Source organism: Nostoc sp. (assembly GCF_036919675.1).
In the GTDB taxonomy this organism is placed as follows: Bacteria; Cyanobacteriota; Cyanobacteriia; order Cyanobacteriales; family Nostocaceae; genus Nostoc.
Genome location: NZ_JBALCP010000114.1, coordinates 40,457 through 58,456, shown reverse-complemented (window position 1 = coordinate 58,456; position 18,000 = coordinate 40,457). Strand labels below are relative to the sequence as shown.

The window sequence follows — 18,000 nt, the reverse complement described above, 5'->3', positions numbered from 1 at the left end:
TACTCGTGAACGAACCTTTTATATTCGCCGACGAGTCTTTTAGCTCCGTTAATGAGTCTTTGATACTCGTGAACGAACCTTTTATATTCGCCGACGAGTCTTTTAGCTCCGTTAACGAGTCTTTTATACTCGTTAACGAACCTTTTATATTCGCCGACGAGTCTTTTAGCTCCGTTAACGAGTCTTTTATACTCGTGAATAAGTCAATGTTATTGCAAGGTTAGGATCGCACCCTGCTAATTTAAACATTACAGCCGTTTTTATGCACATGAACACACTAATCCAGTCTCTAATGCTTAGTTGGGATATACTACTTTAGTAAATATCGCTACAGAGTTGGTGAGGTTTGCAGGTGACAAACGAAGAACTGTTGCAAGTTATTGAAAAAGCTGCCAGGGAAAAAGTAACGGTGCTATCCCTCAATCACAATCAACTCAGCAGCCTGCCGCCAGAAATCAGCCAACTCTCCAACTTGACAGCGCTAGCCCTCAATCACAATCAACTCAGCAGTCTGCCACCAAAAATCAGCCAACTCTCCAACTTGACAGCGCTAGACCTCAATAACAATCAACTTAGCAGCCTGCTGCCAGAAATCAGCCAACTCTCCAACTTAAGACGGCTATCCCTCTATAACAATCAAATCAGCAGCCTACCGCCAGAAATCAGCCAACTATCCAACTTGACAACGCTAGACCTCAATTACAATCAACTCAGCAGTTTGCCACCAGAAATCAGCCAACTCTCCAACTTGACAACGCTAGCCCTCTATAACAATCAACTCAGCAGTTTGCCGCCAGAAATTAGCCAACTCTCCAACTTGACAACGCTAGCCCTCAATCACAATCAACTCAGCAGCCTACCGTCAGAAATCAGCCAACTCTCCAACTTGACTGAGCTACGCCTCAATCACAATCAACTCAGCAGCCTGCTGCCAGAAATCAGCCAACTCTCCAACTTGACAACGCTAGACCTCAATAACAATCAAATCAGCAGCCTACCGCCAGAAATTAGCCGACTCTCCAACTTGACTGAGCTACGCCTCAATAACAATCAACTCAGCAGCGTGCCACCAGAAATTAGCCAACTCTCCAACTTGACAACGCTAGACCTCAATAACAATCAAATCAGCAGCTTGCCACCAGAAATTAGCCAACTCTCCAATTTGGATGAGCTATACCTCGATAACAATCCATTAACCTCGCCACCACCTGAAATTGTCGAGCAGGGAATACAAGCGATTTTCAGTTATCTGCGACAAAGGTTAGAGGGTAGCCAAGGGCAGTAGGTTTCTAAGCTCCTGGTCGTCGGTGAAGAGTTACGCGACAAGTACCACCAGGTTATCGAACACTGTAAAATTAGCTCTAAAATCAGCCTTGGTGTTGAAGAACTTCAGAAGGCGAGCGCACAATCAGCTACTAAGTTACTTGTGGCTATGCGAACACCAGGCATCAGAGTATAAACGTTAACTATTTGAGCTTTAAGATTGTGATCTTGAATTGTAGAGACGTAAAAATTCGCGGTGTCCAGATCCCCGACTTGTTTAAGAAGTCGGGGATCTAACTTCACAGTAGCAATGGTTTTGAGAGTATTTAAATAGCTCCATAGACAGAGGAAGCATCTAAAACAATTACTTAGCATTCCAACATACACTAGTAACGTATTTTTCACTAAGATTAAGGTATTATAGCGATTCTTGTTTGGATACCATCTGCGGTAGGGGTTTACAGAAGTACGCCTCTACGAAGGACACGCCAGTTTAGCTATAAGTTAATATCTACCGTTTTACGGGTATTAGAAAAATGAGGTTTACAGACTGGGCGACTAGGGTGCTACTAATCTGGCTGATGTTCGCCACTTTAATTGCAGTGCTGCTAATTGGACGAGCGACACAATTACACAATAATCCGATAACATACCATACATCCAATCCACAGGTTACAGCCTGGAGTCAATATCCAAAGGCGCAATTCCAATCAGCGAAAGAGCCAGAGAAGAAATTTCAATATGTTATCAAGTCCCCAATCAAGATTAACAAGCCTATAGCAAGGTACATAACCACTCAAGCTTTTGCACAGTACAGACCTAATTATCGAGTTGCTTCGGTTGACCCAACTAACTATGGAGAACGGTACGCCCAAGATGTTAACGGCGTAACTCTCAACAACCAACCGATTATCGTCCTCCATGAAACTGGTTATTCTGCTTCCAGCGCGATTAATTTCTTTCAAGTAGCCCATACCGATGAAAGTGTGCAAGCAAGTTATCACGCCTTAATCAAGCTAGACGGAACGGTGATTTATTTAGTACCGCCAGAAAAGCGAGCTTTTGGTGCAGCTAACTCAGTATTTGAGAGTCCAGGGGGAGTGGAAACTGTGCAGACTAATCCGAATTTGCCAGCGTCTGTAAATAATTTTGCTTATCACGTTTCTTTGGAAACACCGCCAGATAGTTATGACAGTAGCAGCCAAGAAACCCATAGCGGTTATACGGAAGCTCAATATGATTCTCTTGCTTGGTTAATTGCTCAAAGTCAAGTTTCAGACGATCGCATTACCACCCACCATCTGGTAGACCGTTCTGGTAAAAAAGTTGACCCAATAAATTTTGATGGGAATAAATTTCTGGACTTACTTAATACTTATCGTCAGGTCAGACCAATCTATAGAGTAAGTAAATAAAAAGTGGTGCTGTACTTTCGGCGATCACACAACGCCCTTTGAGTGACGCTCGTTCGCCTTTGGCCTCTCCCCTTGGGAGAAGACTCGCTAACGCTGCGCTAACACCAGTCGCCTACAGAAGGAAACCTTCTTGGGTGCGCTGGTTCACCAGTTGCTACAACTCTCTTTACTAGAGTAACGCACTGGCTCCCCGACATAAATTTATTGAAAAGATAAATCAGCCAACCTATTTGCTAAAGCTATAAATTTGCTGTGTCTCCAGGCGATCGCTAATCGATGAAGGCATTGTACCATCCGGGAATGTCTCTCGATCCAGTTGAACTTGTAAATTACTCAAAGGATCGCAACCAGAAGAAATCAGAAATTCTATTTTCTGGATGTAAGGCAAAGTTACTAGGTTGTCCAGAATTTGGAAGATAGCCTGGATATAAGGATGACCACTTTGCTCATACCAATCGCAACTAGCAACTTTTGCTTGATCCAAACCCAAGTGTACTGTTAAGGATGGCTCGTCAAATATAGCGATCGCTAACGGACGCGCTTCTTCCTGTAACAATAAATCATTAGTTCTCGCTAAATGTCGCAGTTTCTCTAAGCGTTCATAACGTTCTGTCACAGCTTCCGGGTCATCTTGCCAATGGATTGCTACTGTTACCAGATAAGTCTGTAACAGCATATGACCCAGCTTTTTCGCCTTTGTCGCCAGGTAATAAGAATTGTAGTCGGTTGCCTCAATTAATAATGGCAAGCGATCAACTACTTCCAACCCATAGCCCTTAACTCCAGCAATTTTACGGGGATTATTGGTAATCAGGCGAATCTTTTTGATCCCCAAGTCCATCAGCATTTGTGCCCCCATCCCGTAGTCTCGCAAGTCAGCTGGAAATCCCAAACGCTCATTGGCCTCTACTGTATCCAGTCCCATATCCTGCAACGAGTAGGCTTTCAGCTTGTTAATCAAGCCTATTCCCCGTCCTTCTTGCCGCAGGTATACAACTACACCTTGACCAGCAGCCTCAATCATTTTCAGTGCAGCTTCTAACTGCATCCGACAGTCGCAGCGCAAAGAACCCAAAGCGTCGCCAGTTAAGCATTCTGAGTGCATCCGCACCATCACTGGCTCATCTTTGAAGTTAGCTGGATCTCCCTTGACAATTGCAACGTGTTCTGTATTATCCAGAGTGTGGCGGTAGGCGTAAATTTCAAACTGACCGAACTGACTAGGTAGCTTGGTAATCACCTCACGATACACGAGGCGATCGTGCTGTAGGCGATAACTGATTAAATCCGCAATACTAATAATTTTTAAATTGTGACGTCTAGCGTATTCAACTAATTGTTGTAACCGCGCCATTGAACCATCGGAGTTTTGAATTTCACAAATTACCCCGGCTGGGTATAGCCCTGCTAGTCTAGCTAAGTCCACAGCAGCTTCGGTATGTCCTGCGCGTTTGAGTACGCCTCCAGCTTTAGCCCGAATCGGAAAAATATGACCAGGACGACGTAAATCAGTAGGTTTTGTGACCGGGTTGAGAGTAACCTGGATAGTGCGGGCGCGGTCTTCCGCTGAGATGCCAGTGGTTACACCCAATTCTGGGCCAGCATCAATACTAACAGTGAAGGCAGTTTGGTTAGTATCTGTAATGTTGCTTACCATTAAGGGTAAGTCTAGTTCGTCTAAGCGATCGCCTGTCATTGCCAAACAAATCAGCCCTCTAGCTTCCACCGCCATGAAATTAATCATGTCAGGTGTGGCAAATTGGGCAGCACAGATTAAGTCGCCTTCATTTTCTCTATTTTCATCATCTACCACTACAATCACGCGACCACCTTTTAGGTCTGCTAAGGCGGCATCAATCGAATCAAATTTAAAAGCTTGACTAGTATTAGGCTGTGACACAGAAAGATTTCCAGCTACCAACGTAAATTTTTTTAACAATTTCTTCTTTTAGATTCTAGCTTCTTTATAAGACAGAGAAGTAGACTAGCATTGACACTCTCAGGTACTAAGGATCCGCTCCTTTCTCCAAGCCAAGCATGGAAGGGATAGTCAAGTATACCCCTAGATGCTCAAAAAACTACCAGTACTAGAGGTATTGCAATTGCGCTTAATTATTGTTTTTCTTAAAGCTTTCAGAGTCCATTCCGCTTGCCAAAACATGGTAAGACACACAACCTGCCCAACGGAAAACCCTTCTGTTAAGGGAGATGCTACGCGAACAGAACTGGACTCACCATTATTTGCTCTTTCAAGTCATACTGCCGTTAGCTCTGATTGCTAACCGTTGTTTCATGGGAGCCGGGATTTCTCCGTACTAGGATGCTGCAAAACGTAAATAGTTATTTCTACTCACAATTTAATTTTAACACAGACTGACTGCATCTATGACTGCACGAGTGCTCACTGAGCTTGCCCTTAGTGTCACTTCCCTCTCAGCCCTAAAGTGACTGAGTTTCCCACTTACCGAGTTATTTTATGATTTGATAACGTGGCAAAAATTTCTGCCCTTAAAATCGGCGTTTAGTAATAAAGTGCAGCGACAGTCAAGGATGAACAGGACAAGGGGGACAAGGGAGACAAATAGAATATTTGATAATTTCGCCGCGTCACCCTTCGGGTTCGGAAGTGAGGCTCCTGCGTCGCTACCGCTAGCGCTAAGGGACTCGACGGGAACCCCCTTCTGACAGCGTTTTGTACAGAAGACTCCGACTTGCTCACCGCCCCACCCCTTCACCACGTACTCTTCCCTGTTTGCGTCCGAAAAAAGTAGAGGGGTTTCAGCTGTTTTGTACGCTGTGAGTCTAGTCGCTGATATTGTTGATAGCTGAGAACGAATTAACCATTCATGGGATAAGGATTTCAGATCATGGGCAAATTTAGACGCGTACCCGTTGGGATTGTTGGCGCGTCGGGCTATGGCGGAGTACAGTTAGTACGACTACTGATGGATCATCCAGAAGTCGAACTGGTTTATTTAGGTGGTGAGAGCAGTATCGGGAAATGCTTTGGAGATATCTACCCGCATCTGGCTCATGCAGCTAACCTGCCAATAGAGGCGGTAGAACCAGAAATAATTGCTCACCGCTGTGAAGTAGTTTTCCTGTCTTTACCAAATGGTCTGGCTTGCCAAATCGCGCCTAAACTATTAGAAAAAGGATGTAAAGTACTGGATTTAAGTGCAGACTATCGGTTCAGTGATTTGGCAACTTATACAAGTTGGTATGGGACACAGAGAAACGATCGCTCAACTGCTGCTACAGCGGTTTATGGATTACCAGAACTGTATCGCGATCGCATTGCCGAAGCTCAACTCGTTGGTTGTCCTGGTTCCTATCCCACTGCTAGTCTCCTTGCACTTTCGCCACTCTTAAAGCAAGGCTTAATCGTACCAGAAACAGCTATTATCGATGCCAAGTCCGGCACATCTAGCAGTGGACGGCAAGCTCAAACCAACTTATTACTAGCTGAGGCGGACAACTCCATAACAGCTTTCAATGTCGGCCGTCACCGTCATACCCCAGAAATTGAGCAAATTTGCAGTGATTTAGCTGGTCACGAACTCATGATCCAATTTACACCCCACCTGATCCCAATGGTGCGCGGTATTTTGGCAACGGTATATGCCACACTGCGCGATCCTGGTCTAGTGCGAGATGACTTAATCACAATTTTCTCAGCCTTCTACCGCAACTCTCCTTGGGTGAGAATCTGCGGTAGCGGCGTTTACCCCCAAACCAAGTGGGCTAACGGCAGCAATCTTTGTTATATCGGTGTAGAAGTTGACCCGCGCACAGGTCGCGTGATTGTCATGTCAGCAATTGACAATCTAATTAAAGGACAGGCGGGGCAAGCGATTCAGTGTCTAAACCTGATGATGGGCTGGGATGAAACCTTGGGGTTGCCCAAGTTGGGGTTTTATCCTTAATTGGGCATGGGGCATGGCACATTGGGCATTAGGAAGAATTCTGCGCTCAATCTCCAGTCCCCAGTCCCCAGCACCTACTTCGGCCCTAACCCGACAGCACCAGCATAAACGGCGCGATCGCCTAGTTCATCTTCAATTCGCAGCAAGCGATTATATTTTGCTACACGTTCGCTGCGACAGAGGGAACCTGTTTTGATTTGACCGGCACGGGTTGCTACGGCTAAATCGGCGATCGTTGTGTCTTCTGTTTCACCAGAACGATGGCTAATTACTGAACAGATACCGTTGCGAGTTGCCAAATCAATGGTTTCCAAGGTTTCGGTGAGAGAACCAATTTGATTGAGTTTAATCAAAATCGCATTAGCAGCTTTTTCCTGGATGCCTCTTTGCAAGCGTGTGGCGTTAGTCACAAACAAGTCATCTCCTACCAACTGCACCCGCGAACCTAACTTCTGGGTGAGCAATTGCCAACTTTGCCAGTCTTCTTCGTGCAAGCCATCCTCAATTGACACAATTGGATATTGATCAACCAGTTGTCCTAAATAATCAATAAACTCCGTGGGGGCGTGAGGTTTACCATCGTAAACATACTGCCCATTATTGTAAAACTCGCTAGCCGCCACATCCAATGCCAAAGCTACTTCTTCCCCTGGCTTATAACCAGCTTTCTTAATGGCAGCAACTAGCAATTCCAAAGCCACCTGATTGGATTCTAGGTTAGGGGCAAAGCCGCCTTCATCGCCTACACCAGTGAGCAAACCCTTTTCATCTAATACCTGACTGAGGGTGGCAAACACCTCTGCACCCCAACGCAATGCTTCCCGGAAGGAAGTTGCGCCAATTGGGACAATCATAAACTCTTGAAAATCCACGTTGTTTGATGCATGTGCCCCACCGTTAATCACATTCATCAACGGCACTGGTAGCAAATTAGCTAAAGGGCTACCTAAATAGCGATATAGGGGAATTGCTAAAGACTCAGCACCAGCTTTAGCTGCTGCTAGGGAAACCGCCAAAATCGCATTAGCCCCCAAATTGGATTTGTTAGCAGAACCATCTATAGCGATCATTGTGCGGTCTAGCAGTTCTTGGTTGAGGGCATCCAAGCCTAACAATTGGGGAGCAAGTGCTTCTTTGACGTTTTGTACTGCCTTGAGTACGCCTTTGCCCCCGTAACGGCTTTTATCGCCATCACGCAGTTCGTGAGCCTCAAAAGTGCCAGTAGAGGCACCACTCGGAACCTGCGCCAGTCCTACAACACCGTTGGCTAAATGCACTTCGGCTTCAATTGTCGGTCTACCGCGTGAATCGAGAATTTCGCGAGATGCGATCGCCTCAATGGCTGTATCTAGAATGTTACTCATCTGTACTTTATCCTTTATTCGAGTCTGTTACGCATACAGTCCAGTTGCCTAACCCAATCGCTAGCATAGGCGTTTAAGAGACTTTATTGGCTGAGATTAAAGAAGATTTCCATTATATGAATAGGGAGCAATGCCAAAAATGGGTCAGGGAATGTTTATCTTGTCCTTTACCTTTTAATTCTTTCCCTGATGGCATTTTTACCTTCAGACTTTCAGCTAGGTAAAATATTGGCAGAGAACACTAAATCAATTACAGAGAAAAGCTCATGCAATTACTACACACAATGCTGCGGGTGGGCAACCTCGAAGAGTCCTTAAAGTTCTATTGTGAAGTTCTGGGAATGAAATTACTGCGCCGCAAAGATTATCCAGGGGGAGAATTTACCTTGGCTTTTGTTGGCTACGGTGACGAAAGCGACAATACGGTAATAGAACTAACTTACAACTGGGGGGTAGAAAAGTACGAATTGGGTAATGCTTATGGTCACATTGCCCTTGGCGTTGATGATATTTACGCTATGTGTGAGGAAATCCGCAATCAAGCCGGTAAAGTCGTGCGCGAACCAGGGCCGATGAAACATGGTTCCACAGTAATTGCTTTTGTGGAAGATCCAGATGGGTATAAAATTGAACTGATTCAACTGGGAACTCAAGGGTCAGCAGTCAAACAGGAATCACAAGAGCAACTTGTGAGCCAGTAATTCTTATAATTAAGAATATAGGTGATGGAGTTGAGCTTCAGTAGTGCTGAGTCACCGTTCGCCCTTGGTGTCTCACGCCACTTGATGCCAGTCCGCTCAAGTCGCCAGACCCGCCCACACGGCTGGCTCGTCTACTTGGGGAAACCCCAGACGCTCTCTAAGAGACGCTGCGCGTAGCGTCTGGTAGAGTTGCTATACCGTTGGCAAACGTGAACAGCGTGTCGCAAGACTTGCCCAAGGGACGCGAACAGGCCTCCCCTTATCACATTGCCAGAGGCTAGCGTCTGCCGTAGGATGCCCGTTCGCCGCAAGGCGTCCCGTAAGGGAAGGGCTGTAGGGACAAGACCGCAGTGGCTTTCTCTTTTTGCCTCCCCTTTTTAAACGGTTTAAGGCATCTTCTCTGCGTAAATCCTATTAATATTACCCCCATATTGTCGTTGATGAGCAACACTAATCAACACTAATAACGATCGCTCCAATAGCACCATTTGGGAAAGTCCGCTCAGAGCAGTGTTTTCGTTTTAAATTAGGAAATAGGTAATAGAGTGAACTATCAGCAAATTACCAATCCTAAATTGCCACCGGCGATACACGCGGATATCCGCTGAGAATGTTTGGATAATTAGTGACTAGGGAAGAGTTTTTCCAATCCCCAGTTCCCAATCCTCAGTCCCCATTACCCCTTATCCCCAGAGGGGGCCCCGAGTTCCCCAATCCCTAAACTAAAAATCAAAATTCCAAAATTTTAAAGATGCAACCTACAGATCCGAATAAATTTACTGATAAAGCCTGGGAAGCGATTGTTAAATCTCAGGATATAGTCCGTGCTTATCAACAACAGCAACTAGATGTTGAACATTTAATTCTTGCCCTGTTAGAAGAACCTACTAGTCTAGCAATACGTATCCTGGCTCGATCTGAGGTCGATCCAATCCGCTTGCAACAGCAGCTAGAAGCCTTTATCCAACGTCAGCCCAAAGTTGGTAAAAGTGATCAGCTTTACCTTAGCCGCAATTTAGATGTTTTACTAGACCGAGCCGAGGAAGCTAGAACCAGGATGAAAGACTCCTACATTTCTGTGGAACACATCCTCTTGGCATTTGCTGAAGACGATCGCATTGGACGAAAGATACTCAAAGGCTTTAGTGCGGATACAGAAAAACTAGAAACTACCATCAAAACCATTCGTGGTAGCCAAAAGGTGACAGATCAAACCCCAGAATCCCGCTATGAAGCTTTACAAAAATTTGGCAGAGATTTGACAGAACAGGCAAAATCTGGAAAACTTGACCCGGTGATTGGGCGGGATGACGAAATTCGGCGGGTAATTCAAGTATTGTCTCGTCGGAGCAAAAATAACCCTGTATTAATTGGTGAACCTGGGGTAGGTAAAACTGCGATCGCAGAAGCTTTGGCACAGCGGATGGTAAATGGTGATGTTCCCGAATCTCTGAAAAACCGCAAACTCATTTCTTTAGATATCGGTAGTTTGATTGCTGGGGCAAAATTGCGAGGAGAATTTGAAGAACGCTTGAAAGCAGTCCTCAAGGAAGTTACAGAATCTAACGGTGACATCGTACTGTTTATTGACGAATTGCATACCGTAGTTGGCGCCGGTTCCACCCAACAAGGGGCAATGGATGCCGGAAATCTGCTCAAACCAATGCTGGCGCGGGGAGAACTGCGTTGCATTGGCGCAACTACCCTCGACGAGTTCCGGAAACACATTGAGAAAGACGCTGCCTTGGAACGCCGCTTTCAGCAAGTATTTGTGGATCAGCCAAGTGTGGAAAATACTATTTCCATTCTCCGGGGATTGAAAGAACGCTATGAAGTCCATCACAACGTCAAAATTTCTGATTCGGCTTTGGTAGCAGCAGCAACTCTGTCAGCACGTTACATTAGCGATCGCTTTTTGCCAGATAAAGCTATTGATTTGGTGGATGAGGCAGCAGCACAGTTGAAAATGGAGATTACCTCCAAACCAGCGGAATTGGAAACCATTGATCGCCGCCTCATGCAGTTAGAAATGGAAAAGCTGTCATTAGCTGGCGAAGAAAAGGGTACTCCCCAAACTAAAGAGCGTTTGCAGCGAATTGAGCAAGAAATCACCAGTTTAACGGGAAAACAGAAAATATTTAATGAGCAATGGCAAGGTGAAAAGCAGATATTGGAGGCTATAAGCGCCCTAAAGAAAGAAGAAGATGCGCTGCGAGTGCAAATAGAACAGGCGGAACGTGCTTATGATCTAAATAAAGCTGCCCAACTGAAATATGGCAAATTGGAGGGAGTACAGCACGATCGCGAAGCCAAAGAAGCGAGCCTTTTAGAAATTCAAAACCAAGGTTCCACGTTGCTGCGAGAACAAGTTACTGAAGCTGATATTGCCGAAATCGTCGCTAAATGGACAGGAATTCCCGTCAATCGCTTGTTGGAATCAGAACGGCAAAAATTACTGCAACTAGAAAGTCATTTACATCAACGAGTCATTGGGCAAGAGGAGGCTGTAGAAGCCGTAGCAGCAGCGATTCGTCGTGCCCGTGCGGGGATGAAAGACCCCTCGCGTCCCATTGGTTCATTTTTATTCATGGGCCCTACAGGTGTGGGCAAAACCGAACTCGCGCGTGCTTTAGCTCAGTTTCTCTTTGATTCTGATGATGCATTGGTGCGCTTGGATATGTCTGAGTATATGGAAAAACACTCAGTTTCTCGGTTAGTAGGTGCGCCTCCAGGATACGTAGGCTATGAAGAAGGCGGTCAACTTTCCGAGGCGGTTCGCCGCCGTCCTTATTCGGTGGTGCTGCTGGATGAAGTGGAAAAGGCGCATCCCGATGTGTTTAATATTTTATTGCAGGTGCTAGACGATGGGAGAGTTACTGACTCTCAGGGAAGAACGGTAGATTTTCGCAACAGCGTTATTGTGATGACCAGTAATATTGGTAGCGAACATATCTTGGATGTAGCTGGTGATGATTCCAAGTATGAAAAAATGCGCGTCAGGGTAATGGAAGCTTTGCGATCGCATTTCCGCCCGGAATTTCTCAACCGCGTTGATGATATTATTCTCTTCCATACCTTAAATCGCACGGAAATGCGGCATATCATCCGTATTCAACTCAAACGGGTAGAAAATCTCCTCCGAGAGCAAAAAATCTCCTTTGAGATATCCCAATCTGCTTGTGATCACCTTGTTGAATCAGGCTATGACCCAGTTTATGGTGCCCGTCCACTCAAACGGGCAATTCAGCGAGAAGTAGAAAACCCCCTCGCCACAAAGTTATTGGAAAATACTTTTATCTCTGGAGACACGATTATCATTGACAAAAATGAAAACGGTCTGTCTTTTAACAAAAAAGTGCCGGTGAAGGTATCAGTACCCCAGATTGCTACATAGTCTGAGAAGGCGATTAAAAATCGCGGCTACGCAGATAAAACCCACCTCTGTGGGTTGATTTTTCTTAGTCCGCGTAGTGCCTCTTTACGAGACGCTGTGTGATCGCAGAAGCCGTAAAGTGAAAAGGCGATCGCTATATCAGTTTCCCGCGTTCTCTGTTGATAGCTTGTTTGATTAATTCTTTTAAAGCGAGGCGGCGATTGGGTAAATGAGCAATCATATTGGGATATGGGATTGTGATCTTCAGGGATTTGGCAAGACAATCCAATGGAATAGCGATCGCTCCTAGTTCAAAGGGACACAATATTAAACTTAGGGATTTGGTAAGCAAAAATGACGCAAGACAATCAGCCAATCAATGGTCATATTGAAGAGTAGTTGGATTATTACTCTAAAAGCGAATTTAAAATAAAATTCTAAGTTGTGTAAAAAGTGTGTAACTTCTAACGTTTGCTCTATGTATTTAGTTTTTTTATTGCAATAATAATATAAGCATCAAACTAAAGAAGCCATTTGCAGCAATGTCAATGCCTTATACTAGCTGAATTGCTGCTAATTTTTTACCTGTATTAAAGGTAACAATAAATATGGAAGATAACGGAGCATTAGGGGCAGGTGCTGTAGGTGCTGCCGCAGGTGCGGTAGCTTGTACAGCCGGGACAATTGGTGCAGTTTCAGTCTCCGGTAGTGTTGCGGGTTTGAGTGCAACAGGAATAACTTCTGGTTTAGCTGCGATCGGAGGGGGGTCATAGGCTCATCCAGAATTAAAAGCTTAGGAGAAGCAGCTTGTGCAAGGGCAATGAAGAGAAGTTTTTCTTCTCCAACAGAAAGAAGACATTTCTTATTCTTATCTCTTAAAGGATGAAAATCAAAATCTTTGAAAATAGATGTTACTCTGCCCTGTGCTTCAGGATAATGACTCTCAATCAAATCAATTAAACTACCTAATTGAGCATTCCTTATTGGAGAGTTAAGTTTTTGTAGTATCACTCCCGTAAGAAATCTTGATTTAAGCTCACCAGGAGGATACCCCCAAACTGTTACTTCTCCACTATCAGGTTCTCTGATACCTAAAATAAAATCAATCAGAGTAGATTTACCTTCACCATTTTCACCCTTTAAATATACTAGCTCTCCCTGTCTGACTGTAAGCTGTATATTTTGCAAGGGATGGTTCATACCATCTCTAACATAGTTGATATTTTGCAATTCAATCACATTCATGTTGTACTTTCCTGTCTATTCTGAAGTGGATTTTAATGGTTAGATAATTTGAGCTAGCTGTTGTGACCCGCAAGCAAAAAGCCCCGACTCGCAAACAGCTAGATTAATACAAAGTTTTCAGAGCGGAATAAGTTCCAGTCCCAATTAAAGCTCCTATAGCCAACACTAATTCGATTGGAAGACCAACAATTCCCAATGCCATCAGTGCCGCCATTGCAGCAGTTGATGTTACTCCAGCAACAATTGCTGCTCCTAATGGTTTGACAGTTATTTTTATTGGCTTGGACGGTGAAGTCGGATCTTCTAGGGAATCTTCTGTCATATCAAATGTCTGAGCCTTATCTGTAACTTGTTCTGGAGCTTGAGAACAATTAACAGTAGCAATACAAAAATTTACTTCAATGTACTGGCTTTTTAAACCAATGAATAGAAACGTGGTAAGAAGTAAAAAAGTGACCAATGAAGCGGCAACTATCCACTTTGTAACTGACTGATCAAAAATTGTTTTCAAGTTTGAATTTTGGCTCTGCATAATTAATACCTCCAGTTATAGTTATTAAAAAATCATCAATATTTGTCACTCACACTAGAACTGACATCCTGAAATACTTGTCGCAGTTTCTAGTAAAACAGTCATTGCACCATAAGCAGCAACTGCTCCAACAGGCCCGCCGAATAAGAATCCCAATACACTAACAGCACCTCCTATCAAGTTATTCCGAACATGCTTGCCCGTACAGTTTGACTTGTTATTTTCGGAAAATGGGTTCTTTGAAATATCGGGTAGTGAAGGAAGTGTGGGTGGAAATGTTTCTACATCGGGAGATTGTGTAATCCCTAATTTTTTACGGCACTCCTCTTTAATATCTGGATGTACAGTCAGATTATCGTAGTATAAAGACTCCAGGACTTTTCTATCATTAGAGGAGGCTAATTTTTCTATGAGCTTGCGTGGAATATTGGGCTTCTCAGCTAGCATTCTTTGAAAATCAATCTTGGAGTCGTCCCAAATAATAGCGTTTTCTCCTACTCTTTCTAGGACTGAAGTATATACAGATGGATGGTTGATTACATACGACAAAACCCTGGAATCTGTTGAGTTCGCCAATTTTTTTAGTATGTCTTCAGGAATGTTTTTATTGCTAGCAAGTTTCCTCTGAATTTCGATAAGGCTGGCAACAGGGTTATTATATATTTCTCTTAAAACACTCGAAGAAGCTTGTTTGAGTCTTGCTATTTCCCACAAAATTTCTGGTTCTTTTGAATTTGCCAATTTTTGTAATACATCTTCAGGAGTTCGAGGATTTTCAACCAGAAGTTTTTGAAGTTTTTTTGCATCTGCGTGAGGATTGTTAGCTACTTTCCTAATAAGTTCAGGAGTAGCATCTAATCGCTTAGAAATATTTTCGAGTATGTCCACATCTTCGGATTTTACGAACGCATCTAAAACATCTATAGGCGTGTTGGGATTAAACCCTAGCGCACTTTGAAGTTTCTTGGGATTGCTAGTAACCTTTGGGCTATCAAGGGAAGAAGTCAAAGCTCTGAGTACGCTTTCATCGGATTCAGGATTTGATGCTAAATTCAATAAGACGTTTCCATGCGTTCTGCGATCCTTGATAATTTCGAGCCTAGTCTGCTGACTTTGACAAAATTTAGGTAAATTTCCTCCAGTTATCATTGGGTAACAAGAGAACTGTACCAAGCCAGTCAGTACAAATAAAATTGCCGTTAAGCAAATAAAGGAAATCCATAGCGATTTCCTAAAAAACTGCATACCATAAGAAGTTTTTACATCGAGCATATTTTATTTTGACAGAAATAATAAAAAAGGCATTTTTTAATCTCCTTTAATATTTAATAGTGATAGTCAACTTGAGGAATATATTACTTATATTATTAATTTAAAATTTTACTTAGACCTTAGCATTTATACTGAATAAGCTATCAAATCTAAGTTAGAACCTAATCTATTGGCTCACCAGTCCCAATCAAAAGACTCAAACCTTTTAGGGTTTTGAGACATTTTCCCGACAGTTATTATTCTCGCAAGTAGTGATTACTCCGTGAACCCCTCACGCTTTTTCACCCCAATTAAATTAACCTGATGAATCACGCCCAAAAAAATGGTATTTTTCTTCGACTGATAAACTGATAAGCTGGGCTTAATTCATCCGCGATAAATCGGGCGCAAAAAATTGTACTGTTTGTAGTTAGACGATGGGGTCACCTGTGGGTAAGGGTTCAAAGGGGTTAAAGGCATTGTAGAGGTTTGCGAGTAAGTCAGAACTATTAACCATATGTCTATTTTTGGTGTTGGAAAAAAATTCCAGCAATACTTAGACAGTAGTCTCAGCTAGGCTAATAAACCTGCGGTGAAAATTAGGAGTAGGGAAATCCGAATCAGAAAATGGGGGCAAACAATGTTTAAAAAAGGAGCGATCGCTTAAGTTATGGTTTTAAAATCCTAATTGGTATCATGCTTTTCTGTGTTCTCCGGGTTTATCCTGGAAAACAGAGGGTTAGGCTGTATTAGCCACTATCATCATTTCAGATACTAACGTCGAAGATTACCAATTATGCTAGAACAAGGCACTATCAGTATTCATACTGAGAATATTTTCCCGATCATTAAGAAGTCGCTTTACTCAGATCATCAAATCTTCTTGCGGGAACTGGTATCCAACGCCGTAGACGCCATCCAAAAGCTGAAAATGGTATCCCGCGCTGGAGATTACGCTGGAGATATCGGCGAACCAGAAATTGAAATTGCCATTGACAAAAATAACAAAACCCTATCCATCTCCGATAACGGTATCGGGATGACCGCAGAAGAAGTTAAGAAATATATCAATCAGGTTGCCTTCTCTAGTGCTGAAGAATTTATTCATAAGTATGAAGGCAAATCAGATCAACCGATTATTGGTCACTTCGGTCTTGGCTTCTACTCCTCATTCATGGTGGCACAAAAGGTAGAAATTGATACTCTATCTTACCAAGAAGGGGCACAGGCAGTTCACTGGACTTGTGATGGTTCCCCGGCATTCACCCTAGAAGAATCGCCCCGGACAACTCGCGGCACTACTATTACTCTCAGCCTGCAAGGAGAAGAAGAGGAATTTCTAGAAGATGCACGGATTAAGAATCTTGTCAAGACCTACTGCGATTTCTTGCCAGTACCGATAAAACTAGAAGGTGAAGTATTAAATAAGCAAATAGCACCGTGGCGAGAGTCTCCGAGTAATCTGAGTCAAGAAGATTATTTAGAGTTTTACCGCTACCTGTATCCTTTTCAGGAAGAACCGCTGTTATGGGTACATCTAAATACTGACTATCCCTTTATCATCAACGGGATTCTGTATTTTCCCAAAATGAGGCCGGATGTAGATGTTACTAAAGGGCAGATCAAGCTATTTAGTAATCAAGTTTTTGTTAGCGACAACTGCGAAGAAATTATTCCGCAATTTCTAACTCCAATGCGGGGTGTGATTGATAGCACCGATATTCCTCTGAACGTATCGCGCAGTGCTTTGCAAGGCGATCGCACCGTGCGACGAATTGGTGATTACATTGCCAAGAAAGTAGGCGATCGCCTCAAAGAACTTTTCCGTGACAACCGTGAACAATATATTAGCGCCTGGAAAGACCTCGGTACTTTTGTAAAATTCGGCGTCCTCAACGACGAGAAATTCAAAAAACAAATTGAAGATATTATTGTCTTCCGCACTACCGCCAAGCTGACAGAAAAACCTGCTGCTGAAACTCCAGTAGTCGAAGTACAGTCTTCAGAGGGAGATGCTTGGCAAGATGTCACTCCTCCTTCAGCCAGTCCTGATTTTTCAGCACCCAATGCTCCCTATACTACGCTCAAAGAGTATCTAGAACGTAACAAAGAACGTCACGAAAACCGGGTTTTCTACAGCACCGATGCAGCAACCCAAGCTACCTATATAGAACTACACAAAAATCAAGGCTTGGAAGTCCTGTTTATGGACTCCTTCATCGACACCCACTTTATTAACTTCCTAGAGCGGGAATATCAGGATGTTAAATTTACGCGGGTGGACTCAGATTTAGATAATACCCTGCTGGAACAAAACAAAGCTACGGAAATTGTTGATCCCAAGACGAACAAAACTCGGAGTGAGAGCATCAAAGAGTTATTTGAGAAATCCCTCAACAAACCCAAACTCAACATCCGCACCGAAGCTTTGAAATCAGACGATCCTCAAGGGACACCACCTGCGATCGTGCTTTTACCAGAGATTCTCCGCCGCATGCGAGAAATGAACGCCATGATGCAGCAGCAGACAGTAGATTTTCCTGAAGATCACGTTTTGCTGGTGAATACTGCTCACCCGCTGATTCAAAATCTGGTAAATCTTAACCAAGGTAGTATTATTCAAGGTGACGGTCAATCCCCTACAGATCAGTTAGTGAACATGATTTGCCAACATGTCTACGATTTAGCGCTGATGTCTCAGAAAGGATTTGACGCTGAGGGGATGAAATCCTTTGTCGAGCGATCGAATGAGGTACTCACTAAGCTGACGGAACAAGCTAGTAAATAGTGCTGAGTTTGGAGAGAGGCGATTAATCGCCTCTGTTATTTCTCCCCCTGTCCCCCATCTCCCCTCTCCTTCCTTTCCTACTTCTGTTGCCTAAGAACTAAAATGGGAAGGCTGTATTAAAATAATAATCTGGAGATACTTG

12 protein-coding genes are annotated in these 18,000 nt (G+C 43.6%); 6 read left to right on the top strand and 6 right to left on the bottom strand.

The features are described 5' to 3' along the window. Positions 1-352: 352 nt before the first annotated feature. Positions 353-1,285 carry a leucine-rich repeat domain-containing protein gene (locus V7K49_RS25395; RefSeq protein ID WP_335208110.1) on the top strand — a complete coding sequence of 311 codons (933 nt, stop codon included), beginning with the start codon at positions 353-355 and terminating at the stop codon, positions 1,283-1,285. A gap of 514 nt (positions 1,286-1,799) precedes the next feature. Continuing rightward, positions 1,800-2,678, top strand: a complete 879-nt coding sequence (locus V7K49_RS25390) for a peptidoglycan recognition protein family protein (protein WP_335208109.1) — start codon at positions 1,800-1,802, stop codon at positions 2,676-2,678. Positions 2,679-2,904: 226 nt separating this feature from the next. On the opposite strand, the gene ribBA is transcribed toward V7K49_RS25390, so the two are convergent. Next, positions 2,905-4,578: a bifunctional 3,4-dihydroxy-2-butanone-4-phosphate synthase/GTP cyclohydrolase II gene (gene ribBA, locus V7K49_RS25385; RefSeq protein WP_335208108.1), complete on the bottom strand. Its 1,674-nt coding sequence runs from the start codon at positions 4,576-4,578 to the stop codon at positions 2,905-2,907. Between the two features lie 967 nt (positions 4,579-5,545). Between ribBA and argC the strand changes: the two genes are divergently transcribed. Beyond that, positions 5,546-6,604: an N-acetyl-gamma-glutamyl-phosphate reductase gene (gene argC / locus V7K49_RS25380; protein WP_334871654.1), complete on the top strand. Its 1,059-nt coding sequence runs from the start codon at positions 5,546-5,548 to the stop codon at positions 6,602-6,604. A 74-nt stretch (positions 6,605-6,678) separates the two neighbouring features. On the opposite strand, the gene eno is transcribed toward argC, so the two are convergent. Then, entirely contained in the window at positions 6,679-7,968 is a 1,290-nt protein-coding gene (gene eno / locus V7K49_RS25375) for a phosphopyruvate hydratase (protein ID WP_335208107.1), read from the bottom strand. A 266-nt stretch (positions 7,969-8,234) separates the two neighbouring features. Between eno and gloA the strand changes: the two genes are divergently transcribed. Both gloA and clpB read left to right on the top strand, forming a co-directional pair. Beyond that, positions 8,235-8,669, top strand: coding sequence for a lactoylglutathione lyase (gene gloA, locus V7K49_RS25370; RefSeq protein ID WP_335208106.1), 435 nt, complete (start codon positions 8,235-8,237; stop codon positions 8,667-8,669). A 751-nt stretch (positions 8,670-9,420) separates the two neighbouring features. After that, entirely contained in the window at positions 9,421-12,063 is a 2,643-nt protein-coding gene (clpB, locus tag V7K49_RS25365; RefSeq protein ID WP_335208105.1) for an ATP-dependent chaperone ClpB, read from the top strand. A gap of 133 nt (positions 12,064-12,196) precedes the next feature. Here clpB and V7K49_RS25360 read toward each other — a convergent pair whose 3' ends face one another. The 4 genes from V7K49_RS25360 to V7K49_RS25345 form a co-directional block, all read right to left on the bottom strand. After that, a complete protein-coding gene (locus V7K49_RS25360) occupies positions 12,197-12,394 on the bottom strand; it encodes a hypothetical protein (RefSeq protein WP_335208104.1) in 198 nt (65 codons plus the stop codon). Between the two features lie 221 nt (positions 12,395-12,615). Then, a complete protein-coding gene (locus tag V7K49_RS25355; protein WP_335208102.1) occupies positions 12,616-13,281 on the bottom strand; it encodes an ATP-binding cassette domain-containing protein in 666 nt (221 codons plus the stop codon). A gap of 109 nt (positions 13,282-13,390) precedes the next feature. Further along, on the bottom strand, positions 13,391-13,819 hold the full coding sequence (locus V7K49_RS25350) for a hypothetical protein (RefSeq protein ID WP_335208101.1): 429 nt from the start codon (positions 13,817-13,819) through the stop codon (positions 13,391-13,393). A gap of 54 nt (positions 13,820-13,873) precedes the next feature. Beyond that, a complete protein-coding gene (locus V7K49_RS25345; RefSeq protein WP_335208100.1) occupies positions 13,874-15,091 on the bottom strand; it encodes a hypothetical protein in 1,218 nt (405 codons plus the stop codon). Positions 15,092-15,866: 775 nt separating this feature from the next. Here V7K49_RS25345 and htpG point away from each other — a divergent pair. Continuing rightward, positions 15,867-17,858, top strand: coding sequence for a molecular chaperone HtpG (gene htpG, locus V7K49_RS25340; protein WP_335208099.1), 1,992 nt, complete (start codon positions 15,867-15,869; stop codon positions 17,856-17,858). The last annotated feature ends 142 nt before the right edge of the window (positions 17,859-18,000 follow it).